Here is a 25,639-nt window from a genome sequence, read left to right on the forward strand (position 1 = left end):
ACTACCCGTCGAGGGTAGTGGCGTCGACGGCCGCCAGCCACCTCGCGTACCCGGACGGTGACCGTGCCCGCCGGCTGTCGCGGGCCCGACGCCGGGCCCGCGACAGCCGGCGGGTCACCCCTCGATCCGGGTGATGTTGCGGATCTTGTTGGACGCGTCCAGCGCGGCGACCTTGTACGCCTCGGACAGGGTCGGATAGTTGAAGACCGTGTCGATCAGGTAGTCGACCGTGCCGCCACAGCCCATCACCGTCTGCCCGATGTGGACGATCTCGGTCGCGCCGGTGCCGAACACGTGCACCCCGAGCAGCCGCCCGTCCTGCGGGGACACCAGCAGCTTCAACATGCCGTACGAGTCGCCGACGATCTGCCCCCGGGCCAGCTCGCGGTAGCGGGCGATGCCGACCTCGAACGGAGTGGCGCTGTTGGTCAGCTCATCCTCGGTCTTCCCGACGAAGCTGATCTCCGGGATCGTGTAGATGCCGATCGGCTGCAACTCCTGGAGCTCGCGCACCGGCTCCCCGCAGGCGTGCAGTGCCGCCATCCGGCCCTGCTCCATCGACGTGGACGCCAGCGCCGGGAAGCCGATCACGTCACCGACCGCGTAGATGTGCTCGACGCTGGTGCGGTAGTGCTCGTCCACCGCGATCCGGCCGCGCCGGTCGGCCTCCAGCCCGGCCGCGTCGAGGGCCAGGTCGTCGGTCTGCCCCTGCCGGCCGGCCGAGTACATGACGGTGTCCGCGACGATCTTCTTGCCGCTCTTGAGGACGCACAGCGCGGCCGTCTCGTGCTTCTCGACCGCCGCGACCTCCTCGCCGAAGCGGAACGTCACCGACAGGTCGCGCAGGTGGTACTTGAGCGACTCGACGATCTCCTCGTCGCAGAAGTCGAGCATCCCGTCGCGGCGTTCCACCACGGTCACCTTCGTGCCGAGCGCGGCGAACATGGAGGCGTACTCCATGCCGATCACGCCCGCGCCGACCACCACCATGCTGCGCGGCACGGCCTGGAGGTTGATCACCCCGTCGGAGTCGACGATCGTCCGGTCGTCGAAGTCGACGCTGTCCGGCCGGGCCGGGCGGGTGCCCGCAGCGATGACGATCTTGTCAAAAGTGATCTTGGACTCGTGGCCGGAGCCACCGTCCACCCAGATCGAGTGCGGGTCGGCGAACCGGCCGGTGCCGGTGATCAACGCGACCCGGTTACGGGCGAGCTGGTTGCGGATGACGTCGGTCTGCCGGCTGATCACGTGCTGCGTCCGGGCAGCCAGATCACCGACGGTGATCTCCTCCTTGACCCGGTAGCTGCTGCCGTACAGGTCCCGCTGGCTCAGGCCGGTGAGGTAGAGCACGGCCTCCCGCAGCGTCTTGGAGGGGACGGTGCCGGTGTTGATGCACACCCCACCGATCATGTCGCGGCGGTCCACGATGCCGACCCGCCTACCGAGCTTCGCGGCGGCGATCGCCGCCTTCTGACCGCTGGGCCCGGAGCCCAGCACCAACAGGTCGTAGTCATACACGGCTCCTAGCCTCGCAAGCGGTCGCAAGATGTGCCAGTCGTGATCGTCCCGGTGGCCGTGCCGGGGCGCTGTTCCTATCCTGACCGGGTGGAACTGGCGTTCAGCGGCGAACTGTGGTGGTGGAGGGGACCCGCGCCCTGGCACTTCGTCACCGTCCCCGACGACGGGTGCGCGGAGCTCGCGGCGGCGTCCGCCGCGGTCAGCTACGGCTGGGGGATGGTCCCGGTCACGGCCCGGATCGGGGACACCCGCTGGCGGACGTCGCTGTTTCCCCGTGACGGGCGCTACCTGGTGCCGGTGAAGACCCGGGTGCGGACGGCCGAGGGGCTCGCGGTGGGCGACCGGGTGGCCGTGCACCTCACCGTCGACGTCTGAGCGCACCGGCGCCCCACCCCGCGCTGACCCGAAACCCGCGACCGCCCGGCGGGTCGGCGCAGGTCGGCGCTACGGTGGGCCGGTCGCCCCACCGGGCCGGGCGACGCCGGACGCGACGAGGGGGCAGGTGACGGCAGCGTCATGACCGACTACGGACACGAGCTGCTGTTCGGCGGCTTCCTCACCCCCGACGCCGGGCACCCGGAGCAGGTCGTCGCCCGCGCCCGGCTCTGCGAACAGGTCGGCCTGGACCTCGTCACGTTCCAGGACCACCCCTACCAGCCGGGCTTCCTCGACACCTGGACGCTGATGTCCTACCTGGCGGCGGCGACCAGCCGGATCAGGCTGGCCGGCAACGTGCTCAACCTGCCGCTGCGGCAGCCGGTGGTGCTGGCCCGCAGCGTCGCCAGCCTCGACCTGCTCAGCGGCGGCCGGGTCGAACTCGGCCTCGGCACGGGCGCGTTCTGGGACGCCATCGAGGCCAACGGGGGCCGACGGCGCACCCCCGGGCAGGCGGTGGACGCCCTCGACGAGGCGATCCGGATCATCCGGGAGGTGTGGGCCGCCGACCGGCGCGGCGGGGTACGGGTCGACGGCGAGCACTACCGGGTGGTCGGCGCGAAGCGCGGCCCCGCCCCGGCGCACCCGGTGGGAATCTGGGTCGGCGCGTACAAGCCGAGGCTGCTGCGGCTGGTGGGGCGCACGGCGGACGGCTGGCTGCCGTCGCTGGCGTACCTGTCGAACGGGCCGGCGGACCTGGCCGGGCTCAACGCGCTCGTCGACGAGGGTGCGGCGGAGGCCGGGCGCGACCCCGCCGAGGTGCGGCGGCTGCTGAACGTCTCCGGCCGGTTCGCCCGGACCGGCACGGGGTTCCTCGACGGGCCGCCCCGGCAGTGGGTGCGGGAGCTGACCGACCTGGTGCTGGAGCACGGCACCTCCGGGTTCGTCCTCGGCACCGACGACCCTGCCAGCATCCAGCTCTTCGCCCAGGAGGTCGCCCCCGGCGTCCGCGAACTCGTCGCCGCCGAGCGGGCCGGCACGACCGCCCCCGCGCCGGCCGTGCCACCGCCGGGGGAGCCGGCCGGGCCGGCGGGTGGTACTGCGGAGCCGGCCGGTGCGGCGGGACCGGCGCAGGGCCGGCGGGAGACCGTCCGGGCCGGGGGCGTGCCGGGGCTCGCGGTCACCCCCACCCCCGCACCGGAGGTACGGCACAGCGACCACCGGCTCTGGGACGAGTCGACCCGGCCCGTCGCCCCGCCCGCCCCGGCCGGGCACGTCTACTCCCCGCAGGCCCAGGCTGTCGGCGGGCACCTGGTCGACGTGCACGACCACCTGCGTCGGGAACTGGGGGAGATCCGCGACCTGCTCGACCAGGTCCGCCGGGGGGTGGTCTCCGCCGGGGACGCCCGGGGCGCGCTCAACCGGATGACCCTGCGGCAGAACAACTGGACGCTGGGGGCGTACTGCGCCGCCTACTGCACGCTGGTCACCCAGCACCACGGGCTGGAGGACGACGCGATCTTCCCGCACCTGCGGCGGGCCGATCCGGGGCTGGCCCCGGTGATCGACCGGCTGGAGCAGGAACACGTCGTCATCCACGAGGTCGTCGAGGGCGTCGACCGGGCCCTGGTCGCGCTGATCGGGGACCCGGGGCGGCTCACCGACCTCCAGCAGGCGGTGGACGTGCTCACCGACACCCTGCTGTCGCACCTGTCCTACGAGGAACGGAACATCGTCGAACCCCTGGCCCGGTACGGCTTCTACCCCGGCCAGCTCTGACCGGCCGGCGTCGCCCCGGTGCCGGCCCGGCCCGGCGACGGGCAGTGGTCGGCGGGTGACGCCGTTCGGACCGCCGTGCCATAATTCCGGTGGCGCCCGTGGATGTCACCGTCGGGCCCGGGGGGCCGCCTCCGCAGCACGCGGACGGCGGGGGACCAACCCCCGGAGGCCACAGTGGAATCCACCTCTCTCGCCGACCTCGTCGATCTGCTCGACGGCCTGTTGCAGTTGGGTGCCGCCGCGCTCAGCCTCGCCGCCGCCGTCGTGGTCGCCCGTGCCACCCGCCGGTCGGGCCGCCAGCGCGACGACTGACCGGCCCACGACGGCCCGCCCGGCGGATCAGCGCCGGTCGCCAGGTCCTTCGTGGGTGCATGGGATCTCCCCGGCAGCAATCGGTTATTCACTGCCGACAATGCGTTCCCGTTGTCCGGAGAGTGAAACTAAGCTACCTGCCCGGAGTTGACAAAGGTAACCTTCCTTCACGGTCGGATCGTGTCGCGCCGGTCGTCAGCGCTCCGGAGAGGACAGCCATGGCACGCGGACAACGATGGTCGGCGCGTGGCGCAGGTGCGCTCGTCGGCGCGGCGGTGCTGCTGGTGAGCCTGGTGCCGGCCACTCCCGCCGCCGCGAACTCCACCTTCACGGCGGGGACCCTGAACATCCTCAACGAGCTGAACCAGGCCGACTTCGTCCACGACCTGGAACTGGTCACCGCGAAGGCGGACCTGGTCGGGCTCAACGAGGTGGGCAACCGCAAGGCGTACCTGAAGGACTGGGCCGCCGCGAACGGCTGGTGGCTGTACGCGCCCGAACCCACGCAGGCGGCCAACGAGGCGCTGCTGGCCCGCAAGAGCATGTTCGACGTGCTCGACAAGGGGTCGAACTTCGTGTGCGACACCAACGGGCCGGGCGAGGTGCCGCCGGCCCGCTACAACAACTGGGTCCGCTACCGGCACAAGGCGACCGGACGCAGCGTCTACCACCTCAACGCGCACGCCAACGCCAGCATCGAGAACAACGGCCGGCCCGAGGATCTGCCCCGGACCGCCTGCGCCGAGCAGCAGTTCCAGGCCCTCAAGACGCTGGCGGCCGCCAAGAAGGACTCCGGCCAGGTCATCGTCAGCGGCGACCTGAACGTCGACTTCAGCGCCGACCGGGCGTACGGCTACCAGAAGTTCCCCTGGCAGGTGTTCGAGGCCAACGAGTTGCCGAACCTGCGCTCCTGCTACAACCTGTACGGCGAGAAGGGGACCGGGACGCACGGCAACCGGCACATCGACTACGTCTACTTCTGGAAGCGCCTGGAGGAGTACCGCGAGATGTGGATGACCGACTACAGCATCGTCAGCGGCACCAGGTCCGACCACAACGGCGTGGTGGCGGCCTTCACCATCGCGTCGTAGCCGGCGGCCCTCCGCCGCCGTCCCCGGGGGACCGACCGCCGTCGCCCGGCCGTCGACCATTGACACATCTCGTGGTCCACTTCATCGTCGGAGGAACCGCCTCCGCATCGAAGGGTTACCTGATGGTCGACACCGCGCACACGTACGTCATCGTCGGAGCCGGGCCCGCCGGCCTACAGCTGAGTTACTACCTTCAGCAGCAGGGCGCCGACTACCTGACGCTCGAACGTGGCGCCGAGCCGGGGGGCTTCTTCCGGCGGTTCCCGCGCCACCGCCGCCTGATCTCGCTCAACAAGGTGCACACCGACAGCAGCGACCCCGAGATCCGGCTGCGGTGGGACTGGAACTCGCTGCTCAACGACGACCCGGAGCTGCTGTTCCCGAAGTTCAGCCAGGAGTACCTGCCGGCCGCCGACGACCTGGTGCGGTACCTCGCCGAGTTCCAGCGGGTGCACCAGCTCCGGGTCCGCTACGGCACCACCGTCGAGCACGTCTCCCGCGACGACGACGGGTTCACCGTCCGGACCGACCGGGGGGTGGTGCGGGCGCGGTGCCTGATCGTGGCGACCGGCTGGGGGCGGCCGTTCGTGCCGGACATCAAGGGCATCGAGCACGCCACCGGCTACGAGGAGATGGACGTCGACCCCGACCGGTACGCCGGCAAGCGGGTCCTGATCATCGGCAAGGGCAACTCGGCGTTCGAGACCGCCTCGTCGATCCTCGGCAAGGCCTCGATGGTGCACCTGGCCAGCCGGCAGCCGCTGCGGCTGGCCTGGAACACCAAGCACCCCGGCGACGTCCGGGGCCAGTACGGCGCGATCCTCGACAGCTACCAGTTCAAGACGCTGCACTCGGTGCTCGACTGCACCATCGACGAGATCCGGCCGGTCGACGGCAGGTTCCGCGTCTCGATCACCTACACCCACGCCCAGGGCGAGACCGCCGAACTCGACTATCACGAGGTGCTGCGCTGTACCGGCTTCCGGATGGACACCTCCCTGTTCGACGCCTCCTGCGCCCCGGACATGGTGCGCGACGGCCGGATGCCGGGCCTGCGCCCCGACTGGCAGTCGAGCAACGTCGACGACCTGTACTTCGCCGGCACCATCGCCCAGGCGCGGGACGTGAAGCACGCCTCGTCGCCGTTCATCGACGGGTTCCGGTACAACCTGCGGACCTTCACCCGGCTGCTGCGGGAGCGGTACGACGACGTGCCGCTGCCCGTCGCCACCGCGTCGGGCGAGCCGGCCTCGCTGACCAAGGTGATGCTGGACCGGGTCAACTGGAGTTCGGCGCTGTGGACCCAGTTCGAGTACCTCTGCGACGTCTTCGTCCGCGACGACGCCACCGGCGACTTCCGGCACTACGAGGACCTGCCGGAGGACTACGCCGTGCAGCGGTTCGCCGACTCCGCCCACTGCTACACCCTGGCCCTGCGCTGGGGCCGCGACGACTACGGCGACGTGTTCGCCATCGAACGGCACCCGATCCCGGACCGGGCCCGGGAGAGCGCCTTCATCCACCCGGTGATCCGGCGGTACCGCCACGGCGAACTGGTGGCCGAGCAGCACCTGCTGGAGGACCTGCTGGCCGAGTGGCGGCGGCCGGACCGGCACGTGGAGCCACTGGTGCGCTTCCTCAGCAGGGACCTCACTGACGGATCATGATCTCGTCGAGCGGTTTGCGGGCCAGGTCGGGCACCCGCGCGTCCGGCGCCGGGTACCCGACCGGCAGCACCAGGTTCGGTCGTTCCTCCGGCGGGCGTTCGCACACCTCGTTGAGGAACCGCATCGGGCTGGGCGTGTGCGTCAGGGTGGCCAGCCCGACCTGGTGCAGCGCGGTGATCAGCAGGCCGACCGCGATGCCGACGGACTCCTTGACGTAGTACGGCTTGGGGCTGTGCGGCCCCTGGTGCACCTCGAACACGACGATGACGGCGGGTGCGGTCTCCAGGAACGGCTTCTCCCAGTCGGTGCCGAGCGCGGCGATCGCACCCAGCCACTCCCGCGGGGCGCGCCGCTGGTAGAAGTCGCGTTCCTCGGCCTCGGCCGCCGCGCGCAGCCGGCGCTTGCGGGCCGGGTCGGTCAGCACGACGAACCGCCACGGCTGCACGTTGGCCCCGCTGGGGGCGGTCGAGGCGGCCCTGATCGCCGCCTCGATCACCCCCTCGGGTATCGGGTCGGGGGCGAAGTCGCGCACCGAACGGCGGCGGGCCATCTGGTCGGCGAACGCCTCCGCCGCGCGGACCATGTCCGCCGCCGGACGGCGTTCGAGTCGGATCGGGACGGTGGGTAGCAGGACCGTGTCGGCCATCTGTCGCCTCCCTGGGAGAACCACCGCCGACCACCGCCTGTCCTCAGTCCACAGTGGACGCGAGGGCTGCGTGGGCCGGCTGCTCCCAGCATTTCCGAGGCGCGCCGGTTCGTCGTTACGCCAGTGTGCTGTCTTGCCCATCGGGCACGTCCGGAGCGGTCGCGGTGACCAGCGCGGCGACCACGTCGGTGAGCCGGCCCCGGGTGGCCGCCGCCGCCCGCTGCCGGGCCGCCCCGTCGCCGTCGGCCGCCAGCCCGGCCAGCCACCGCTGCACCCGGGGGCCGTCGCCGGTCTCCTCCAACGCCGGCCGGGCCAGCTCGACCAGCTGCGCGGCGAGCACCCCGGCGGGCAGCAGCCGGCCGGTGCCGACCTCGACACCGTGGCCGCCCATCCCGTCGCGGGCCGCCCGCCAGTACGCCAGCCGCATCAGGTCCGGGTCGGTGCGGGGCCCCTCGTCGCCCCGCTCGACGGCGATCGCGGCGACCATCGCCAGGGCCCGGACCAGCGCGGCGAACCCGGCGGACTCGGCGGCGGTGATCGGCATGTCGGCCACCCGCACCTCAAGGGTGGGATGGCGGGCCGACAGCCGCAGGTCCCAGAAGATCGTCCCCGAGTCGACCATCGCGCCCGCGTCGAGCAGCAGGTCGATGTGCGCGTCGTACTGCCGGGCCGAGGTCAGGAACGGCGGCGGCCCGGCCACCGGCCAGCGCTGCCAGGTCAGGCTGCGCCAGCTCGCGTAGCCGGTGTCGCGCTCGCGCCAGAAGGGCGAGTTGGCGGTGAGCGCCAGCAGCACCGGCAGGTGCGGACGCAGGTGGTTGCCGACCAGCACCGCCCGGTCCCGGTCCGGCTGCTCCACGTGCACGTGCACCGCGCAGATCGCCAGGTCGTCGTGCAGCCCCCGGTAGGTGGCGTTGCCCCGGTCCTGCCGGGGCCCCTGGGTGATCGGCGGCGGCACCGCCGGACCGAGCACCGGGGAAGCGGTGGCGACCACCCGCAGCCCGTCCCGACCCGCCGCCGCCTGCAACGCCGCACGCGCCTCGACGAGCTGCGCGTGCAGATCCGCCACCGCGTGGCAGGGATCGGTGCGGGTCTCGATCTGCAGTTCGGTGATCTCGCCACCCACCCGGCCGCCGAGCGCCGGGCGGGCCCGGTCGACCACCGTGGCGGCGTGCGGCGTCACCTCGCCCCGCTCGGCGTCGACGACGAGGAACTCCTCCTCGACGCCGAGCAGGGGAACGGACGACCCCGACCGCTGTGCCGTACTCATGCGCGCGTCCGACCCCTGCCCGTCGGTCGCTCGCCGACAGGGGGTAGCCTACGGCCCCGCCGGCCGGACCGCGCTCAGGCGCACTCCTTCATGGACAGTTGGTCGACCAGACCGGCCAGCAGGGCGGTGCGCTCCGGCATCCGGTCGAGGTGGACGTACTCGTCGCGGGCGTGCGCCCCACCACCCACCGCGCCCAACCCGTCCAGGGTCGGCACCCCCAGCGCGGCAGTGAAGTTGCCGTCGGACGCACCCGCCGCGTGCGCCCCGCCCAGCGCCGGCAGGCCGAGCCGGCCGGCGACCGACTGGGCGACCTCCAGCAGCGGCCGGGCCAGCTCCGGGGGCATCGGATGCCGGCCGATACGACCCTCCACCGCCACCGTCGCCTCGGGCAGGAACGGCACCAGCCCGTGGATGGCCCGGTCGACGCGTTCGAGTTCGGCACTGGTCCACGCCCGGACGTCGACGGCCAGGCTGGCCAGCTCCGGCACCGTGTTGGTGGTGGTGCCCGCCGCCAGCAGGGTCGGGGTGACCGAGGTGCCGGCGCTGTGCCCCGCGCCGAGGGCGCGCAGCGTGAGGATCTGGTGGGCGACCTCGACGGTGGCGTTCACCCCCCGTTGGGGTTCCACCCCGGCGTGGGCGGCCCGGCCCTGCACGATGACCCGGTACACCGAGCCGCCCTTGCGGGCCACCTTCACCTGCCCGTCCGGGGTGGCCGCCTCGCAGACCAGCACCGCGTCCGAGCGGCGCGCCTCGCGCTCGATCAGCGGCCGGGAGGTGCCGGAGCCGCTCTCCTCGTCGCAGGTGAGCAGCACCCCCACCCGGGAGGTGTCGGCCAGCAGGCCCAGTGCGGTGAACATCTGCACGATCCCGGCCTTCATGTCGCACACCCCGGGGCCGGTGGCGACGTCCCCGCGTACGGTGAAGGGCCGGGACCGGACGGTGCCGGTGGGGAAGACCGTGTCGAAGTGGCCGAGCAGCAGCACCCGTTGCCGGGCCGCCGGCCACAGCAGGTGCGGCAGCCCGTCGACGACGATGCGTTCGGCGGGCCGGCCGAGCACCTCCTCGCCCCAGCGGGCGAGCAGGTCGGCGCAGGACTCCAGGTGGGGCAGGTCGCCGGGGGCCGACTCGGCGGCGACCAGGACACCCAGCCGGTCCACCATCTCGGTGCGCAGTTTCGTCGCGGCGTCGAGCAGATCGCGCGGATGGTCCATCGAGCCCTCCAGCTTCGAAGACAGTGACGGGCCTGGCCAGGCGACCCGTCCACCATCGCAGCGCCGCCCGGTGACGGTCATCCGTTGCCGTGCTCACCGTCCCCGGCGTCGGCCAGCCGGGCCAGCCGGCCGTACAGGTAGCGCTGGCGGGGCAGGCTGGTCGAGCGGCGGGCCGCGTGGGCGTACGCCGCCCGCGCGCCGGCGAGGTCGCCGCAGCGTTCCAGCAGGTGCGCGCGGGCGGCGTGCCGGCGGGGGTCGTCGCCGACGCGGGGGTCGTCGGCCAGCGCGTCGAGCAGGCGCAGCCCGACGGCGGGACCCCGGGCCATGGCCACCGCCACCGCGTGGTTGAGCGCCACCACCGGGTTGTCCGACATTCCCAGCAGCACCCCGTAGAGGGCCTCGATCTGCGCCCAGTCGGTCGCCCCGGCGCTCGCCGCCTCGTCGTGCACCGCCGCGATCGCCGCCTGGAGCTGGTAGGGCCCGATGTCGCCGCGCGGCAGCACCGCGCTGACCAGGGCCACCCCCTCGGCGATCTGGTCGGCCCGCCAGCGGCTCCGGTCCTGCTCCGCCATCGGTACCAGCTCACCGTCCGGGCCGACCCGGGCCGGGCCCCGGGCTTCGGTGAGCAGCATCAACGCCAGCAGCCCGGTCACCTCCGGATCGTCGGGCAGCAACCGGTGCAGCAGCCGGGTCAGCCGGATCGCCTCGGTGGACAGGTCCACCCGGCGCAGGCGCGGGCCGGTGGTGCTGGCGTACCCCTCGTTGAAGATCAGGTAGAGCACCTGCCGGACGGCGTCGACCCGGGCTGCGCGCTCGTCGGCGTCGGGCAGCGCGAACGGCAGCCCGCTGTCCCGGATGCGCTGCTTGGCGCGGGTGATCCGGCGGGTCATGGTCGCCTCGGGCACCAGGAACGCCCGCGCCACCTCGGCGGTGCCCAACCCGCCGACGGCGCGCAGGGTCAACGCCACCTGGGCGGCCGGCGGCAGCGCCGGATGACAGCACAGGAACAGCAGCACCAGGCTGTCGTCGCCCGGCTCCCGGTGGTCGGCCGGCGGGGCGAGCCACCGTCGCCCCCGGCCGGCGTCGTCCTCCCGCCGTCGCCGGGCCTGCTCGGCGCGGAGCAGGTCGGTCAACCGACGGGCGGCCACGGTGATCAACCAGGCCTTGGGCTGCTCCGGCGGCCCGTCGACCGGCCAGCGGGTCGCGGCGGCCAGCAGCGCCTCCTGGACGGCGTCCTCGGCGGTGTCGAAGTGGCCGTACCGGCGGACGAGCGCACCGAGGACCTGCGGCGCGAGCACGCGCAACAGGTCCTCGACGGTGGACGGTCCCATCGCGCCGGGTCAGCCGTCCAGGTCGTCGATGCCGTCGGCGACCGGTCGTACGTCGACGTACCCGCCCTCGGCGTCCGGGTCGACGAACCGGGCGGCGATCTCGGTGGCCCGGTCGAAGCCGGCGCAGTCGACGATGGTGAACCCGGCCAGCACCTCCTGCGTCTCCGGGTACGGCCCGTCGGTCACCACCGTCGTGCCCTGCCGCAGCCGTACCCGGCGGGCGTGCACCGGCGCGGTCAGCCCCTGCCCGTCGACCAGTTCGCCGGATTCGGCCAGCTCCTGGTGCACCGCCGCCATGTGCTCGTGCATCGCGGCGACCTGCTCCGGCGTCATCGGCGGCTGCGCCCCGGGTCGGCCGGCCATGGCGTCGTAGTCGCGCTGCGAGCCGTACAACATGATCATGTATTTCACGGGCCCTCCTCTCGGCCGCCGGGTGCGGCCGGACATCCGGGACGTCGGAGCCGCCGGGCCGATCCGGACACCGGACCCGAGGCTAACCGCCGACCGGGCCGGTGGCGGCGGTCACCTACCGTGGCCGCATGACGACGATGTGGCTGGTGCTCGGGGTGGTGGCCCTGGTGATGATCGGCACGGTCGGCTGGGCCGCCTGGCGCGACCGGGCCCGCACCGTCGGGGCCGAGGACCGCGCCGCCCGGCGGGACGCCCAGGCCAGACAGCACCGGTACGAAGCGGAACGCCACTTCGCCCAGGGCGACACGATCCACCGGGGCCAGGAGCACCACTGACCGTCGGCCGGGTCGATCCGGGCCGCCCATGGTCAACGGGACGCCGGCCGGGCATGATCGTTCCACGGTCGGGGTACCAACCGGCCGCAGGACCGGCACGCCTGGGAGGCACACGGTGACGGCAGGCTCGCGACGCCGCTCGCACGGACCACTGCTCGCCGCGTTGACGGCGCTGGTGGTGGCGGTCGGCTGCGCGGACGGCGGGGTGGGGGAGAGCGGCCCGCAGGAACCCCGGGAACCGGCCCCCCGGCAGTCGACGCGCCCGGCGGCCCCCGCCTCCCCCGAGGCGGAGACCACCCGCGCCGACGGCACGACCAGCGTGGCCGAGTTCAAGAGCGACATCGCCGACGCCGTCACCATCGCCGAACGCTACTGGGCCGCCCAGTTCCGGGCCTCCGGCCAGCAGTTCCGCCCGATCAGCCGGATCGTGCCCTACCAGCGCGAGGGCGAGGTCTCCTGCGCCGGGCAGGCGCTGCCGCGCAACAACGCCGTCTACTGCTCCCGGGGCGACTTCATCGCCTACGACGTCAACTGGTCGGTGTCGGCGTTCCGGCAGGTCGGTGACGCGTTCGTGTTCTACCTGCTGGGCCACGAGTACGCCCACGGCATCCAGGTCCGCCTCGGCCTGCGCGCCGACTTCACCATCCAGCAGGAGTTGCAGGCCGACTGCATGGCCGGGGCGTACCTCGGCGACTCCGTCCGCGACGGCACCCTGAAGCTCGACGCCGGTGACCTCGACGAGTTCCGGGAGGGGCTGCTCGCCGTCGGCGACGACCCCGACCAGCCGTGGTTCGCCGAGGGCTCGCACGGCACCGCCGAACAGCGCACCGACTGGTTCTTCCGCGGCTACGAGCGGTCCCTGGACGCCTGCAACCTGCGCTGAGGAGCAGGTCACGTCCGGCCGGTACGGCGACGGACGCCCCGGGTCCGCCTGGCAGGATCGCCCGGAGACCACCCGCGAGCGCCAGGAGGATTCCGCTGAGCAGCCCACACCCCGCCGCCGTGCTCTTCGACATGGACGGCACCCTGGTCGACAGCGAGAAGCTGTGGGACGTCGCCCTGCACGAGTTGGCGGCCGTCTACGGGGGGACGCTCACCGGTCCGGCCCGGCGGGCGATGATCGGCACCGCGATGGCCGCGTCGATGCGCATCCTCCACGACGACCTCGGCCAACCCGAGCGGGACCCGCAGGCCAGCGCCGAATGGATCAACGCGCGGATCCTGGAGCTGTTCCGCACCGGGCTGCGCTGGCGGCCGGGCGCGTTGACCCTGCTGCGGGCGGTCCGCGCCGCCGGCATCCCCACCGCGCTGGTCACCTCCAGCGGCCGGCCGCTGGTCGAGGTGGCCCTGGACACCCTCGGCCGGGACAGCTTCGACGCCGTGGTCTGCGGCGACGAGGTCGACTCGGCCAAACCGCACCCCGAGCCGTACCTGACCGCCGCCCGGCTGCTCGACGTGCCGATCGGCCGCTGCGTGGCGATCGAGGACTCGCCGACCGGGGTGGCCAGCGCGCTCGCCGCCGGTGCGGCGGTGCTGGCCGTGCCGGCGGAGGTGCCGGTGCCGCCGACCGACGGCGTACACCAGGTGGAGAGCCTGACCGGCGCGGACCTGGAGCTGCTGGCGGCGCTGCTCGGCGAGCCACCCGCCTGAGCCGCCCGGACCCGCACGGCCACGACGAAGGGGGTCCCGCCGGCCGGCGGAACCCCCTTCGCGGCGGACGGGATCAGTCGTGCGCGATCGCGCCCAGCACGTTGATCCGGGCCGCCCGCACCGCCGGGAGCACCGCCGCGACCACGCCGATGACGGCCGCCAGCAGCAGGAACAACCCCATCTGGCCCCACGGCAGGATCAGGTCGGTGATGCCGTCGTCCTTGAGCGCCCGGACCACCGCGGCACCGAGACCGACGCCCACCACGATCCCGAGCAGCGCCCCGAAGACCGAGATCACCACCGCCTCCACGGTGATCATCCGCATGGTCTGCGCCCGGCGCAGCCCGATCGCCCGCAGCAGGCCCAGTTCGCGGGTGCGCTCCAGCACCGACAGGGCCAGCGTGTTGACGATGCCGAGCACCGCGATCACGATCGCCAGCGCCAACAGGATCTGGATCATCGTGAGCAGGCTGTCCAGCGACCCGGTCTGCTGCTCGATGAACGCGTCCCGGTCGGCCACCGACACCTCCGGGCTGTCCGCCAGCAGCGCCTCCACCTGCGGCTGCACGTCCGCCACCCGGGTGCCCGGGGCGAGCTGGATGAACCCCTGGTTGGGCTTCGGGATGGCGAAGTCCTTCACCGCCTGCGGCGGCAACTGCACCGGGCTGGTCAGCTCGGAACTCTCGTAGATGCCGCTGACCGTGTAGGTGCGCGGCTCGCCCCGGGAGGCCTGCACGGTCACCGTCGAGCCGACCGACACGTTGCGCGACCTGGCGGCGTCCGAGCTGAACAGCATCTGGTCCGGGCCGAGCCGGCTGATGTCACCGGCGGTCGTCCTGGCCCCGAAGATCCGCTGCAACGCGGTCACGTCGCTGGACGCGGCCAGCCAGGTGACCTTCCCGTCGACCATGCCCATGTCGCCGTACTCGCCGTCGGCCAGCTGCACACCGGGCAGCGCCGCCACCTTCGTCAGCACCGCCGGGTCGAAGCTCGCCGGACGCGGACCGGTCGACGCCCCCGAGATCACCAGCTCGGCCTTGATGGTGTCCTGGGCCAGCGCGCCGATGCTGCCCTTCGCCGAGTCCAGGATCACCGTCACCCCGGTCACCAGGGCGATGCCGACCATCAGCGCGGCCGCCGTGATCGCCGTCCGGCGCGGGTTACGGCCGGAGTTCAACCGACCCAGCTTGCCCGGCACCGACCAGGCGAAGATCGCCCCCAGCAGGGACACCACCGGACGGCTGATCAGCGGGGTCAGCAGCGCCACCCCGATGAAGGCGAACAGCACCCCGCCCAGGATGACCGCCAGCGTGTTGTCCCCGGCGTTGCCGCTGAGCCCGAGGAACAACAGCACCGCGCCGATCCCGGTGATCACCCCGCCGGTCACGGTGACCCGGGTCAACGGCCGGTCCGGGTTGGCCACGTCCTGCATCGCCGCGATCGGCGGGATGCGCGCGGCCCGCAGCGCCGGCAGCAGCGCCGCCACCACCGTGATCAGCAGGCCGACCGCGAACGAGCCGACCACCGCCGACGCCGGGACACCGATCCCGGCCAGCGTCAACCCACCCGCCAGGTTGCCGAAGACGTACGCCAGCAGCGCGCCGATGCCGATGCCGGCGCCCAGCCCCAGCACCGAGGCGATCAGGCCGATCGCCACCGCCTCCAGCACCACCGAACCGATGATCTGCCGGCCGCTGGCCCCGATCGCCCGCATCAACGCCAGCTCCCGGGTCCGCTGCGCCACGATGATCGAGAAGGTGTTGAGGATGAGGAACGTGCCCACCAGCAGCGCGACGGCGGCGAACCCGAGCAGGATCTTGTTGAAGAAGGACAGCCCCTCCTTCAGGCTCGCCGAGGCGTCCGCCGACAACTGCGCGCCGGTCTTGACCTCGAAGTCGCCGCCGAGCGTCCGGGCCACGTCGTCGCGCAACGTGGCGTCGCCGACCCCGGCCGCCGCCCGGACCGTGACGTTGGTGAAGACGTCCCGCTCGCCCAGCAGCAGCCGCTGCGCGACAGGCGTGGTGAAGGCGATCTCGTTGACCCCGCCGATCGAGTCCCGGTCACCGCTGTACCCGAAGACCCCGACCAGGGTGAAGGTCTCCTTCGGCGACAGCGGGGTCAGCACCCCGACCCGGTCGCCGACCTTCACCTTGCCCGCCTGCGCCAGCGCCGCGTTGACGACGATCTCGTCGTCCGCCCGGGGCTCCCGGCCCTCCCGCAGTTTCACCAGGTCGCTCTCGCCCTGCCAGTTCGACCCGAGCTGCGGCGGCCCGAACGAGGTGACCACCTTGCCGTTGCTGCCGATCAGTTGGGCCCCGTCGGTGGCGACCACGCCGGTGGCCTCGGCCACCCCGGGCACCCCGGCGATCCGCTGCACCGTCGCCGCCGGCACCGTGGTCGGCACCTGCTCGCCCTGCATCTCGCTGAGCGCCACCTTGGGCTTGCCGGCGACGTTGACGTCGATGCCCTCGTACGCGTCGGCGAAGACCGCGTCGAACGAGCGGCCCAGCGTGTCGGTGAGCACGAACGCCCCCGAGACGAACATGACGCCCAGCACCACGGCCAGGCCGGACAGCAGCAGGCGCACCTTGCGCGCCAGCAGACTCTTGAGGGTGGCCCGTAACATCAGCCGGCCACCTCGACCGGGGTGTCCAGCTTCTTCATGGTGTCCAGCACCGTGTCGGCCGTCGGCTCGATCAGCTCCGAGACGATCTGCCCGTCGGCCAGGAAGACCACCCGGTCGGCGTACGCGGCGGCCGTCGGGTCGTGGGTGACCATCACGATGGTCTGCCCGTGCTCGCGTACCGAGTTGCGCAGGAAGTTGAGCACCTCCGCGCCGGAACGGGAGTCCAGGTTCCCGGTCGGCTCGTCGGCGAAGATCACCTCGGGTCGGGCGACCAGCGCCCGCGCGCAGGCGACCCGCTGCTGCTGGCCGCCGGAGAGCTGCGCGGGCCGGTGCCCCAGCCGGTCCCGCAGGCCGACGGTGTCGATCACCGTGTCGTACCAGGCCGGGTCGGGCTTGCGGCCGGCGATCGACATCGGCAGCAGGATGTTCTCCTGGGCGGTGAGCGTGGGCAGCAGGTTGAACTGCTGGAAGATGAAGCCCACCTTGTCCCGGCGCAGCTTCGTCAGACCCGAGTCACCCAGTCCGGTCACCGTGGTGTCGCCGATCTGCACCGTGCCCTTGCTCACCGAGTCCAACCCGGCCAGGCAGTGCATCAGCGTCGACTTGCCCGAGCCCGACGGGCCCATGATCGCGGTGAACCTGCCCCGCTCGAACTCGGCGCTGACCCCCCGCAGCGCGGCGACCTGCGCCTCGCCGGTGCCGTACACCTTCCACACGTCGTTCGCCCGGGCCGCGGCCTGCGCATGCCGGCCTACCGTCGCGCTCACGTCATCTACCTCTTCCGTCTGGCTGTGTGTGCCCCCACCGCCCCCGCTGGTCGGTGGGGTCGATCCCATCCTCGGTGCCGGTCGGCGCGGATCCGTCCGACCACGGACTGACCCGGCGCGGATTTCCCGCTGCGGGTCGGCCCGGAGAACGGCTCAGGGTTGTCCCTGAGCCGGCGACGGGTCGCGCCTCCCCACCCTGCGGCGGGACCCCGGCATCGACGTCAGGATCTGACGCCACGTCACGGTCAACCGCGCCACGCCGTCTTTCGTCACGGTAGGTGAGCGCGGCAACGCCGCCGTCCCCCCACCGGCCTCACCCTGGGTACGCCCCCAGGGGCATCCGACGCCGCCCGGCTACGCCTTGGGGCGGACCAGCCCCGACTCGTACGCCAGCACCACCGCCTGCACCCGGTCGCGCAGCCGCAGCTTGGTCAGCACGTGCCCGACGTGCGTCTTGATCGTCGTCTCGCTGACCGACAGCGCGGCGGCGATCTCCGCGTTGGACAACCCCCGGGCCACCTGGACGAGCACCTCCCGTTCCCGCTCGGTCAACGTGCCCAACGCCTTCGGTGGGCTCGCCGCCGGGTCGGGCAGCACGGTGGCGAACCGGTCCAGCAGCCGCTTGAGGATGCGCGGCGCCACCACCGCCTCCCCGGCGGCCACCGTTCGGATGGCGGTGACCAGGTCGTCGGCCGGCACGTCTTTGGCCAGGAAACCGCTCGCCCCGGCCCGCAACGCCCCCACCACGTACTCGTCGAGGTCGAAGGTGGTGAGGATGAGCACCCGCACCGGCAACCGGGCCTCGACGATCGCCCGGGTCGCGGCCACCCCGTCCATCCGGGGCATCCGGATGTCCATCAGCACCACGTCGGGCAGCAGCCGCCGGGACAACTCCACCGCCTCCTGACCGTCCCCGGCCTCGGCGACGATGTCCAGGTCGTCCTCGGTGCCCAGCACCATCCGGAACCCGGTGCGCAGCAACGGCTGGTCGTCGGCGAGCAGGATCCGCACCGGCCGCCCCGGCGGCTGCCCGGCGGCCCGCCCGTCCGGCGCGGACGACGCAGGGCTGCCGTACGTCTGGCCCATCTGCTGTCCCCGTTCCCCCGTCACGCCGGGACCGTCCCGGCCGGTTCCACCGGAATTCTCGCGTACACCCGGAAGCCGCCGCCGGGCCGAGGCCCGATCCGCAGGGTTCCACCGTAGAGCGCCACCCGTTCCCGCATCCCGACCAGACCGTGCCCGATCCGGTCGGGCCCCGGCTCCGGCCCCCGCCCCGTGTCGGTGATCTCCACGGTCAGGCCGCCGCCGTCGACGCCCAGCCGGACGGTCGCGGTGGCCGTCCCGGCGTGCTTGAGCGCGTTGGTCAACGCCTCCTGGGCGATCCGGTACACCGTCAGCGACACCCCCTCGTCGACCGTCGGCACCGGCTCCGTGACCTCCAGGGTGACCGGCAGCCCCGCCTCACGTACCTGCTCCACCAGCGCGGTGATGCCGGCCAGGCCGGGCTGCGGGGTGAGGTCGGCGGCGGGCTCCGCGTCGGTGCGCAGCACGTCCAGCAGCCGGCGCATCTCCCGCAGCGTGACCCGGCTGGTGTCCTCGATGGTGGCGATCGCCTCGTCGGCGGCGGCCAGGTCGCGGTGCAGCACCCGCCGGGCCCCGGTGGCCAGCACCCCCATCACGCTGACGTGGTGGGCGACCACGTCGTGCAGCTCCCGGGCGATCCGTCGCCGTTCGTCGGCCACCGCCTGCTCGGCCAGCGCCCGCTGGTTGTCCTCGGCCGCCCGGGCCCGCTCCCGCAGCGCCCGCAGCGAGGTGCGCCGGGCCCGCACCGCCCGCCCCACCGCATAGGCGAGCAGGGCGGTGAGCAGGTTGTTGAGCACCAGGTACGCCGGGCCGACGTCGAGCCCGGTGTCCAGCGGGGTGAACACGTTGAGGGCGGCCACCGGCACCCAGAGCAGCACCGTGGCGGCCACCGCCGGCAGCACCGCCCGGTGCACCGCCATCGTGTACGTCAGCACCAGGAACGTCAGGCTCTGCGTGGTCGGGGCGTGCCCGAGCACCGCCGGCACCACCAGGGTGGCCAGCGCCGCCACCACCGCCGGCCACGGCGCGGCCCGGCGCAACGCCACCGGCGTCGCGCACAGCACGCTCCAGGCCAGCGCGGACGACAACTGCCGGGGCCAGAACTCGCGCGGGGTGAGCAGGACGAAGGCGACCTCGACCAGCACCAGCGCGCCGGCGAACAGGGCGTCCCCGGCCAGCGGCCGGCGTACCCACCACCGCTCGGGTCCCTCGGTCATACCGCGACGCTAGCCGCCCGCCGGGGCGTCCGGTCGTCGCCGACGGTGAACCTCGTCTCCTCCTCACGGAGGACCCGGCCTCCGCCCTGCGGGTGCCGGCGCTACTCGTCGGCCCCCGGGGTGGCCGGTCGGGACCGGGCGTCGCGCAACGGGTCGGCCGCCCCGGCCCGCTGCGGGAACGGCGGCGGGGTGCCGCCGAAGGCCGGGCAGTGCGCCTGGTGGTTGCACCAGTCGCAGAGCCGGCTCGGCCGGGGCCGGAAATCCTGCCGCGCGGTGGCCTGCTCGATGGCCTGCCAGAGCGCCACCACCGTGCGCTCGAACCGCAGCAGCTCGTCGGCGTCGGGGGAGTAGTCGCAGACCTCGGCGTCCTTGAGGTAGAGCAGGCGCAACACCCGGGGCACCACACCCCGGGTGCGCCACAGCACCAGCGCGTAGAACTTCAACTGGAACAACGCCCGCGCCTCGAACGCCTCCCGGGGCGCGCCGCCGGTCTTGTAGTCGACCACCCGCAGCGCCCCGTCGGGGGCCACGTCGAGCCGGTCGAGGTAACCCCGGATGAGCAGCTCGTCGTCGACCACCGCGGAGATCAGGCTCTCCCGCTCGGCGGGCTCCAGCCGCCGGGGGTCCTCCACCGCGAAGTAGCCCTCCAGCAGGGCCGCCGCCGACCGGAGGAACTCGGCGGTGCCCGGCTCGTCGCCCGGGTCGAACAGGCCGGCCAGCTCGGGCTGCTCGGTGACCAGCCGGTCCCACTGCGGGCCGACCAGGTCACCGGCGGCCTCCGGGGTGCGCCCGCCCGCCGGCAGGTCGAACAACCGCTCCAGCACCGCGTGCACCAGGGTGCCCCGGGCCTGCTCGACGCTGGGCCGCTCGGGCAGCCGGTCGATGCTGCGGAACCGGTAGAGCAACGGACAGGTCTTGAAGTCGGCCGCCCGCGACGGCGACAGCGAGGCCCGGACCGTGGCGGGCAGCGCCGCCGGAGGATGCTGCTGGTCGATCACCGGTTCCGCCGTCATGCCCCGAAGGTTAGGACACCGGTGTGACAGGGCCGTGCTCGCCGCACCGGGCATGATCGGGTCGGCGCGTAGCATCGGGGCGGTGGAGTCCCGTCCCCGCCCGCCGCGTCGGCCCCGCAGCGGCCTGACCGTCGGCCGGGTGTTCGGGGTGCCGCTGCACCTCAACGTGTCGATGCTGCTGCTCACCCTGCTGGTGACCGTCACCTACGCCGAGTTCGCCCGGGACCGGCTCGGCCTGTCCCCGCTCGGCGGCTACCTGATCGGCCTCGGCTTCGTGGTGTCGCTGCTCGGCTCGGTCCTGCTGCACGAGCTGGGGCACGCGCTGACCGCCCGGTACCACGGCATCGGTGTGCGCGGGATCACCCTGGAACTGCTCGGCGGCTACACCGAGATGGACCGGGACGCCCCCACCCCCCGGGTGGAGCTGCTGGTCTCGCTGGCCGGCCCGGCCGTCTCGGCGCTGCTCGGCGGGCTCGCCGTGGCCGCCACCCTGGCCACCCCCGACCACACCCTGGCCCACCAGCTCGCGCTGCAACTGGCGTTGAGCAACGTCATCGTCGCCGTGTTCAACGTGCTCCCCGGCCTGCCCCTGGACGGCGGCCGGGCGCTGCGCGCCGTGCTGTGGCGTGTCACCCGCGACCGGCACCGGGCCACCGAGGTCGCCGGCTGGGTCGGCCGGGCCGTCGCGGTGGGCACCGCCGGGCTGGTCGTGCTGCTCACCGTCGAGCGGGTGCTGGTGCCGCTGGCGCTGCCGCTGATGCTGCTGGTCGCGGTCACCCTCTGGCGCGGCGCCGGTCAGTCGATCCGGTACGCCCGGATCAGCCGCCGGGTACCGCTGCTCGACCTGGCCCGGCTGGCCCGCCCGGTCGTCGCCGTACCCACCGGCACGCCGCTGGCCGAGGCGCAGCGCCGGCACGCCGAGCAGGGCCCACCCGGGTCCGCCGTGCTGGTCGTCGACGGCGCGGGCCGGCCGGTCGCCCTGGTCGACCCGGCCGCGGCGGACGCCGTACCGGTGGAGCGTCGGCCCTGGCTGGGGGTGGACGCGGTGGCCCGGCCGCTGGCCGCGCTGCCGGCGGTGCCGCTCGGTCTCGACGGCGAGCGGCTGATGGCGGCCGTCCAGGCCCACCCGGGCGCGCGCTACGTGGTGACGTCAGGCGAAGATGTGGTCGGCGTTCTGCACATCGCGGATCTCGCCCAGGTCCTCGAACCCACACGGAAGATGAACAGGTGACCGCAGCACATCCCCCCGCCCTCCCGGCCCCCAACGGCACACCGACGTCCACCGCCGTCGCGGAACTCCCCCCGGTGCACCGGGGTCCGTTCCGCCCCGGTGACCGGGTGCAGCTGACCGACCCGAAGGGGAGGATGCACACCGTCACCCTGGAGCCCGGCAAGGAGTTCCACACCCACCGGGGCATCCTGGCGCACGACGCGCTGATCGGGCAGCCCGACGGCAGCGTGGTCAGCACCGCCGGCGGCGGGACGGCGTTCCTGGCGCTGCGTCCGCTGCTGTCGGACTACGTGCTGTCCATGCCGCGCGGCGCCCAGGTGATCTATCCGAAGGACTCGGCGCAGATCGTCGCCATGGGCGACATCTTCCCCGGCGCGAAGGTGCTGGAGGCCGGTGCCGGCTCGGGAGCGCTGAGCTGCTCCCTGCTGCGCGCCGTCGGCACCGGCGGTGAGCTGCACTCCTACGAGGTGCGCGACGACTTCGCCCAGATCGCCCGGCGCAACGTGGAGGCGTTCTTCGGCGCGCCGCACCCGGCCTGGCGGCTGCACGTCGGCGATGTCGCGGACTGCCCGGAGACCGGTTTCGACCGGATCATCCTGGACATGCTCACCCCGTGGGAGACCCTCGACATGGTCGAGCGGGCGCTGCTGCCCGGCGGCGTGTTCATCGGCTACGTGGCGACCACCCCGCAGCTGTCCGAGCTGGTCGAGGCGCTGCGCGAGCGGGGCGGCTGGACCGAGCCGCGGGCCTGGGAGTCGCTGGTGCGCGACTGGCACGCCGAGGGGCTCGCCGTCCGCCCCGACCACCGGATGATCGCGCACACCGCGTTCCTGGTCTCCGCGCGTAAGCTCGCACCGGGCGTCACCGCGCCGCCGCGCCGCCGCAAGCCCAGCAAGGGCGCCGAGGCGTACGCGGAACGCAAGCAGGCGCTGCGGGAGGCGGCGGCCCGGGAGGCGGCGGCGCAGGCCACCGCCGCCGCGTCGGGGGCCCGCGCCGACGGGGAGGACCGGCCGTGACGGCGGATCGGAGCAGCTGGGCGTGAACGGGCAGAACCCGACGGCCGGTGCGGGCCGACGGTGTGACCGCAGGGAGTGCGCATGAGTCGGCCGGGCTTCGGCGGTGGTGAGCTGCCGGCCGTGTTCCCCGACTGGTCGCCGTACCAGGACCTGGAGTCGGCGGCGCGGGCCTACCTGCGCGACCCGGACATCGCCCTGGAGGCGCTCGGCGGGGTGCTGCGCGGCGCCTCGGTGCTCGGCTTCACCCTGGAACGGTTCGTCAACGAGGTCAACGGGGTGTGGCAGGAGGTCGTCGTCTGCGACGGCAGCCGGCTGGTGCTCTGGCACGGCGAGGACGTGCCGCCGGGGGAGGGCCCGCCCGGGTCGATGACGTCGTCGCTGCGGGTGGTGCCGGTCTCCACGGTCACCGAGGTGGGCTGCCGGCGGCGGCTCACCCGGGCCGAGAACGGCGAGGTCCGGGTGGACAGCATCGACGTCTACCTGCTGCTCACCTCGCTGGACGAGGCCCCGCCCGGCGACGAGATGGTCGGCGCGCCCCGGCACGACGCGCTGCGCTTCGGCAAGACGCTCGACGACGGCGGGGCCGGCCAGATCGCCCGGCTGGAGGAGTTCGCCCGGCTGGTCGCCTCGGTGGTCGGCCGCCCGCTGCTGTAGCACCGCGACCGGGCCGTGGGCGACGTCGGGGCGACCCCGGCCCGGGGGCGGTCAGTCGTCCTCGGCCTCGGGGCCGGCGACCTCGACGCCGTCGCTGCCGCGCACCACGTGGATGCACTCACCCGGGCACTCCCTGGCGGAGTCGATCACCTCCAGCCGCAGGTGTTCCGGCACGTCGACCCGGCTGCCGGGGGCGAGCCGCAGCTCACCGTCGACGCCCTTGACGTACGCCAGGCCGTCGACGTCGAACTCGAAGACCTCCGGCGCGTACTGCACGCAGAGCCCGTCACCCGTGCAGAGATCCTGGTCCACCCAGACCTGCAACTGGTCGGTAGCGACGTCGGTCACCCGGCACCCCCCATGTTCTCCCGTCCCACTCCCCGACGGTACCCGAACGGCCGGACCTGCCCCTCAGGCGTCCCGTGGCGATCAAGGTTCGGTGACGAGGGCGTTGCGTGGGACCGAATCGGCCTCATAGCGGCTAGTGTTAGGGCAGAACGTTCAAGCCCCCCGGGGAGGTGGGACGTGGCACGCAGTGACGACGCGGACTCGCGCGCCGCACGGTGGGAGAAGGAGGCCCACGATCTCTCCACGCAGGTCGCGTTCCTTCAGGAGGAACTCGCTCTGGTGCGGCGCAAGTTGACCGAAAGCCCCCGACACGTCCGGCAGCTCGAAGAGCGGCTGGCGGCCACCCAGGCACAGTTGGCGCGGCTCACCGAGAACAACGACCGGCTCGTGAGCACCCTCAAGGAGGCTCGCGCGCAGATCGTGACGCTCAAGGAGGAGATCGACCGGCTGGCACAGCCGCCGTCCGGCTACGGCGTCTTCCTCGCGCGACACGACGACGGCACGGTGGACATCTTCACCGGCGGACGCAAGCTCCGGGTAGCCGTCTCACCCTCACTGGACGCCGAGGAGTTGCGGCGCGGCCAGGAGGTCCTGCTCAACGACGCGCTCAACATCGTCGACGCGTTCGGCTACGAGCGGGTCGGTGAGGTGGTGATGCTCAAGGAGATCCTCGCGGGTCCCGAGGGCGCTCCGGGTGACCGGGCGCTGGTGGTCTCGCACTCCGACGAGGAGCGCATCGTCCACCTGGCCGACACCCTGATCGGCACCGCGATCAGGGCCGGCGACTCGCTCATGATCGAGCCCCGCTCGGCGTACGCCTACGAGCGGATCCCGAAGAGCGAGGTCGAGGAGTTGGTGCTGGAGGAGGTGCCCGACGTCGACTACACCGACATCGGCGGCCTCCAGTCGCAGATCGAGCAGATCCGCGATGCGGTGGAGCTGCCCTTCCTGCACGCCGACCTGTTCCGGGAGCACCAGCTCCGGCCGCCGAAGGGCATCCTGCTCTACGGTCCGCCGGGCTGCGGCAAGACGCTCATCGCCAAGGCGGTGGCCAACTCGCTGGCCAAGAAGATCGCCGAGCGGCTGGGCAAGGACCGGCACACCAGCTTCTTCCTCAACATCAAGGGCCCGGAGCTGCTCAACAAGTACGTCGGCGAGACCGAGCGGCATATCCGGCTGATCTTCCAGCGGGCCCGGGAGAAGGCCGGGGAGGGCACCCCGGTCATCGTGTTCTTCGACGAGATGGACTCGATCTTCCGGACCCGTGGCTCCGGTGTCTCCTCCGACGTGGAGAACACCATCGTCCCGCAGCTGTTGAGTGAGATCGACGGCGTCGAGGGCCTGGAGAACGTGATCGTGATCGGTGCCTCCAACCGGGAGGACATGATCGACCCGGCCATCCTGCGCCCCGGCCGGCTCGACGTGAAGATCAAGATCGAGCGTCCGGACGCCGAGGCGGCCAAGGACATCTTCTCCAAGTACATCCTCGCCGGGCTGCCGCTGCACGCCGACGACCTGGCCGAGCACGGCGGTGAGCCGCAGGCCACCGTCGCGGCCATGATCGACGCGGTCGTCCTGCGGATGTACTCGGAGACCGAGGAGAACCGCTTCCTCGAGGTCACCTACGCCAACGGTGACAAGGAGGTCCTGTACTTCAAGGACTTCAACTCCGGCGCGATGATCCAGAACATCGTCGACCGGGGCAAGAAGATGGCGATCAAGGAGTTCCTCACCTCCGGCCGCAAGGGGCTGCGGTTGCAGCACCTGCTCGACGCCTGCGTCGACGAGTTCCGGGAGAACGAGGACCTCCCCAACACCACCAACCCGGACGACTGGGCCCGGATCTCCGGCAAGAAGGGCGAGCGGATCGTCTACATCCGTACGCTCGTCTCCGGCGGCAAGGGCACCGAGGCCGGCCGTTCCATCGAAACCGCGAGCAACACCGGCCAGTACCTCTGACCGGCTGACCGGACGGGCCCGCGACGCGACGCGTCGCGGGCCCGCTCCGTCGGCGTCACCCACTGTTAACCGCGCCACCCCGCGTCGGGCGGGTGGAATGCCGGACTCGTCGCTAGACTTCCCCCACCGCTA

General features: G+C 72.9%; 24 protein-coding genes. 12 read left to right on the forward strand and 12 right to left on the reverse strand.

Annotation, left to right across the window (positions count from 1 at the left end; genetic code table 11):
- Window positions 1-114 precede the first annotated feature (114 nt).
- Window positions 115-1,518, reverse strand: a complete 1,404-nt coding sequence (sthA, locus tag H1A17_RS01435; protein WP_145920232.1) for a Si-specific NAD(P)(+) transhydrogenase — start codon at window positions 1,516-1,518, stop codon at window positions 115-117.
- An 87-nt stretch (window positions 1,519-1,605) separates the two neighbouring features.
- Between sthA and H1A17_RS01440 the strand changes: the two genes are divergently transcribed.
- The 5 genes from H1A17_RS01440 (at window position 1,606) to H1A17_RS01460 (ending at window position 6,742) form a co-directional block, all read left to right on the forward strand.
- On the forward strand, window positions 1,606-1,893 hold the full coding sequence (locus H1A17_RS01440; protein WP_194820828.1) for a DUF1905 domain-containing protein: 288 nt from the start codon (window positions 1,606-1,608) through the stop codon (window positions 1,891-1,893).
- A gap of 141 nt (window positions 1,894-2,034) precedes the next feature.
- Window positions 2,035-3,672, forward strand: a complete 1,638-nt coding sequence (locus tag H1A17_RS01445; protein WP_194820829.1) for an LLM class flavin-dependent oxidoreductase — start codon at window positions 2,035-2,037, stop codon at window positions 3,670-3,672.
- A 174-nt stretch (window positions 3,673-3,846) separates the two neighbouring features.
- The gene (locus H1A17_RS01450) at window positions 3,847-3,984 is read left to right on the forward strand and encodes a hypothetical protein (RefSeq protein WP_168222505.1); all 138 of its coding nucleotides are present in this window, start codon (window positions 3,847-3,849) and stop codon (window positions 3,982-3,984) included.
- A 218-nt stretch (window positions 3,985-4,202) separates the two neighbouring features.
- Entirely contained in the window at window positions 4,203-5,075 is an 873-nt protein-coding gene (locus H1A17_RS01455; protein ID WP_145920229.1) for an endonuclease/exonuclease/phosphatase family protein, read from the forward strand.
- 122 nt (window positions 5,076-5,197) lie between these two features.
- Window positions 5,198-6,742 carry an NAD(P)-binding domain-containing protein gene (locus H1A17_RS01460; protein WP_194820830.1) on the forward strand — a complete coding sequence of 515 codons (1,545 nt, stop codon included), beginning with the start codon at window positions 5,198-5,200 and terminating at the stop codon, window positions 6,740-6,742.
- Here H1A17_RS01460 and H1A17_RS01465 read toward each other — a convergent pair.
- From H1A17_RS01465 to H1A17_RS01485, 5 genes are all read right to left on the reverse strand, one after another.
- Entirely contained in the window at window positions 6,726-7,325 is a 600-nt protein-coding gene (locus tag H1A17_RS01465) for a nitroreductase family protein (protein WP_228542723.1), read from the reverse strand. The two genes, H1A17_RS01460 and H1A17_RS01465, sit on opposite strands and share 17 nt — an antisense overlap.
- Before the next feature lie 178 nt (window positions 7,326-7,503).
- On the reverse strand, window positions 7,504-8,655 hold the full coding sequence (locus tag H1A17_RS01470; RefSeq protein ID WP_145920226.1) for a glutamate--cysteine ligase: 1,152 nt from the start codon (window positions 8,653-8,655) through the stop codon (window positions 7,504-7,506).
- A gap of 74 nt (window positions 8,656-8,729) precedes the next feature.
- Window positions 8,730-9,866 carry a M20 family metallopeptidase gene (locus H1A17_RS01475; protein ID WP_145920225.1) on the reverse strand — a complete coding sequence of 379 codons (1,137 nt, stop codon included), beginning with the start codon at window positions 9,864-9,866 and terminating at the stop codon, window positions 8,730-8,732.
- 77 nt (window positions 9,867-9,943) lie between these two features.
- Window positions 9,944-11,197, reverse strand: coding sequence for an RNA polymerase sigma factor (locus H1A17_RS01480; protein ID WP_194820832.1), 1,254 nt, complete (start codon window positions 11,195-11,197; stop codon window positions 9,944-9,946).
- Window positions 11,198-11,206: 9 nt separating this feature from the next.
- On the reverse strand, window positions 11,207-11,599 hold the full coding sequence (locus H1A17_RS01485) for a YciI family protein (protein WP_228542724.1): 393 nt from the start codon (window positions 11,597-11,599) through the stop codon (window positions 11,207-11,209).
- Window positions 11,600-11,736: 137 nt separating this feature from the next.
- Here H1A17_RS01485 and H1A17_RS01490 point away from each other — a divergent pair, with 137 nt between their 5' ends.
- From H1A17_RS01490 to H1A17_RS01500, 3 genes are all read left to right on the forward strand, one after another.
- Window positions 11,737-11,943: a hypothetical protein gene (locus H1A17_RS01490; RefSeq protein WP_145920222.1), complete on the forward strand. Its 207-nt coding sequence runs from the start codon at window positions 11,737-11,739 to the stop codon at window positions 11,941-11,943.
- Between the two features lie 115 nt (window positions 11,944-12,058).
- Window positions 12,059-12,826, forward strand: a complete 768-nt coding sequence (locus H1A17_RS01495; RefSeq protein WP_309236663.1) for a neutral zinc metallopeptidase — start codon at window positions 12,059-12,061, stop codon at window positions 12,824-12,826.
- 119 nt (window positions 12,827-12,945) lie between these two features.
- Window positions 12,946-13,593, forward strand: coding sequence for an HAD family phosphatase (locus tag H1A17_RS01500; RefSeq protein WP_145920220.1), 648 nt, complete (start codon window positions 12,946-12,948; stop codon window positions 13,591-13,593).
- Window positions 13,594-13,666: 73 nt separating this feature from the next.
- Here H1A17_RS01500 and H1A17_RS01505 read toward each other — a convergent pair whose 3' ends face one another.
- The 5 genes from H1A17_RS01505 to H1A17_RS01525 form a co-directional block, all read right to left on the reverse strand.
- Window positions 13,667-16,219, reverse strand: a complete 2,553-nt coding sequence (locus tag H1A17_RS01505) for an ABC transporter permease (RefSeq protein ID WP_194820835.1) — start codon at window positions 16,217-16,219, stop codon at window positions 13,667-13,669.
- The gene (locus tag H1A17_RS01510) at window positions 16,219-16,986 is read right to left on the reverse strand and encodes an ABC transporter ATP-binding protein (protein ID WP_145920218.1); all 768 of its coding nucleotides are present in this window, start codon (window positions 16,984-16,986) and stop codon (window positions 16,219-16,221) included. The genes H1A17_RS01505 and H1A17_RS01510 overlap by 1 nt, the downstream gene beginning before the upstream one ends.
- Before the next feature lie 354 nt (window positions 16,987-17,340).
- Window positions 17,341-18,072, reverse strand: a complete 732-nt coding sequence (locus H1A17_RS01515) for a response regulator transcription factor (protein ID WP_228542728.1) — start codon at window positions 18,070-18,072, stop codon at window positions 17,341-17,343.
- A 20-nt stretch (window positions 18,073-18,092) separates the two neighbouring features.
- Window positions 18,093-19,286: a sensor histidine kinase gene (locus H1A17_RS01520; protein WP_145920217.1), complete on the reverse strand. Its 1,194-nt coding sequence runs from the start codon at window positions 19,284-19,286 to the stop codon at window positions 18,093-18,095.
- A gap of 101 nt (window positions 19,287-19,387) precedes the next feature.
- Window positions 19,388-20,299, reverse strand: a complete 912-nt coding sequence (locus H1A17_RS01525) for a PD-(D/E)XK nuclease family protein (protein WP_145920216.1) — start codon at window positions 20,297-20,299, stop codon at window positions 19,388-19,390.
- A gap of 139 nt (window positions 20,300-20,438) precedes the next feature.
- On the opposite strand from H1A17_RS01525, the gene H1A17_RS01530 reads away from it, so the two are divergent.
- The 3 genes from H1A17_RS01530 (at window position 20,439) to H1A17_RS01540 (ending at window position 23,200) form a co-directional block, all read left to right on the forward strand.
- Entirely contained in the window at window positions 20,439-21,530 is a 1,092-nt protein-coding gene (locus tag H1A17_RS01530) for a site-2 protease family protein (protein WP_370517087.1), read from the forward strand.
- Between the two features lie 74 nt (window positions 21,531-21,604).
- The gene (locus H1A17_RS01535; protein ID WP_194820846.1) at window positions 21,605-22,546 is read left to right on the forward strand and encodes a tRNA (adenine-N1)-methyltransferase; all 942 of its coding nucleotides are present in this window, start codon (window positions 21,605-21,607) and stop codon (window positions 22,544-22,546) included.
- Window positions 22,547-22,627: 81 nt separating this feature from the next.
- Entirely contained in the window at window positions 22,628-23,200 is a 573-nt protein-coding gene (locus H1A17_RS01540; RefSeq protein WP_088646669.1) for a hypothetical protein, read from the forward strand.
- Window positions 23,201-23,251: 51 nt separating this feature from the next.
- On the opposite strand, the gene H1A17_RS01545 is transcribed toward H1A17_RS01540, so the two are convergent.
- Window positions 23,252-23,548 (reverse strand): ferredoxin, encoded by a 297-nt coding sequence (locus tag H1A17_RS01545; RefSeq protein WP_145920214.1) that lies wholly within the window; start codon window positions 23,546-23,548, stop codon window positions 23,252-23,254.
- Window positions 23,549-23,725: 177 nt separating this feature from the next.
- Between H1A17_RS01545 and arc the strand changes: the two genes are divergently transcribed.
- Window positions 23,726-25,507 (forward strand): proteasome ATPase, encoded by a 1,782-nt coding sequence (gene arc, locus H1A17_RS01550; protein WP_088646667.1) that lies wholly within the window; start codon window positions 23,726-23,728, stop codon window positions 25,505-25,507.
- Window positions 25,508-25,639 lie beyond the last annotated feature (132 nt).

The sequence above is a fragment of the Micromonospora sp. S-DT3-3-22 genome (genome assembly GCF_015354745.1).
Classification (GTDB): domain Bacteria; phylum Actinomycetota; class Actinomycetes; order Mycobacteriales; family Micromonosporaceae; genus Micromonospora; species Micromonospora wenchangensis.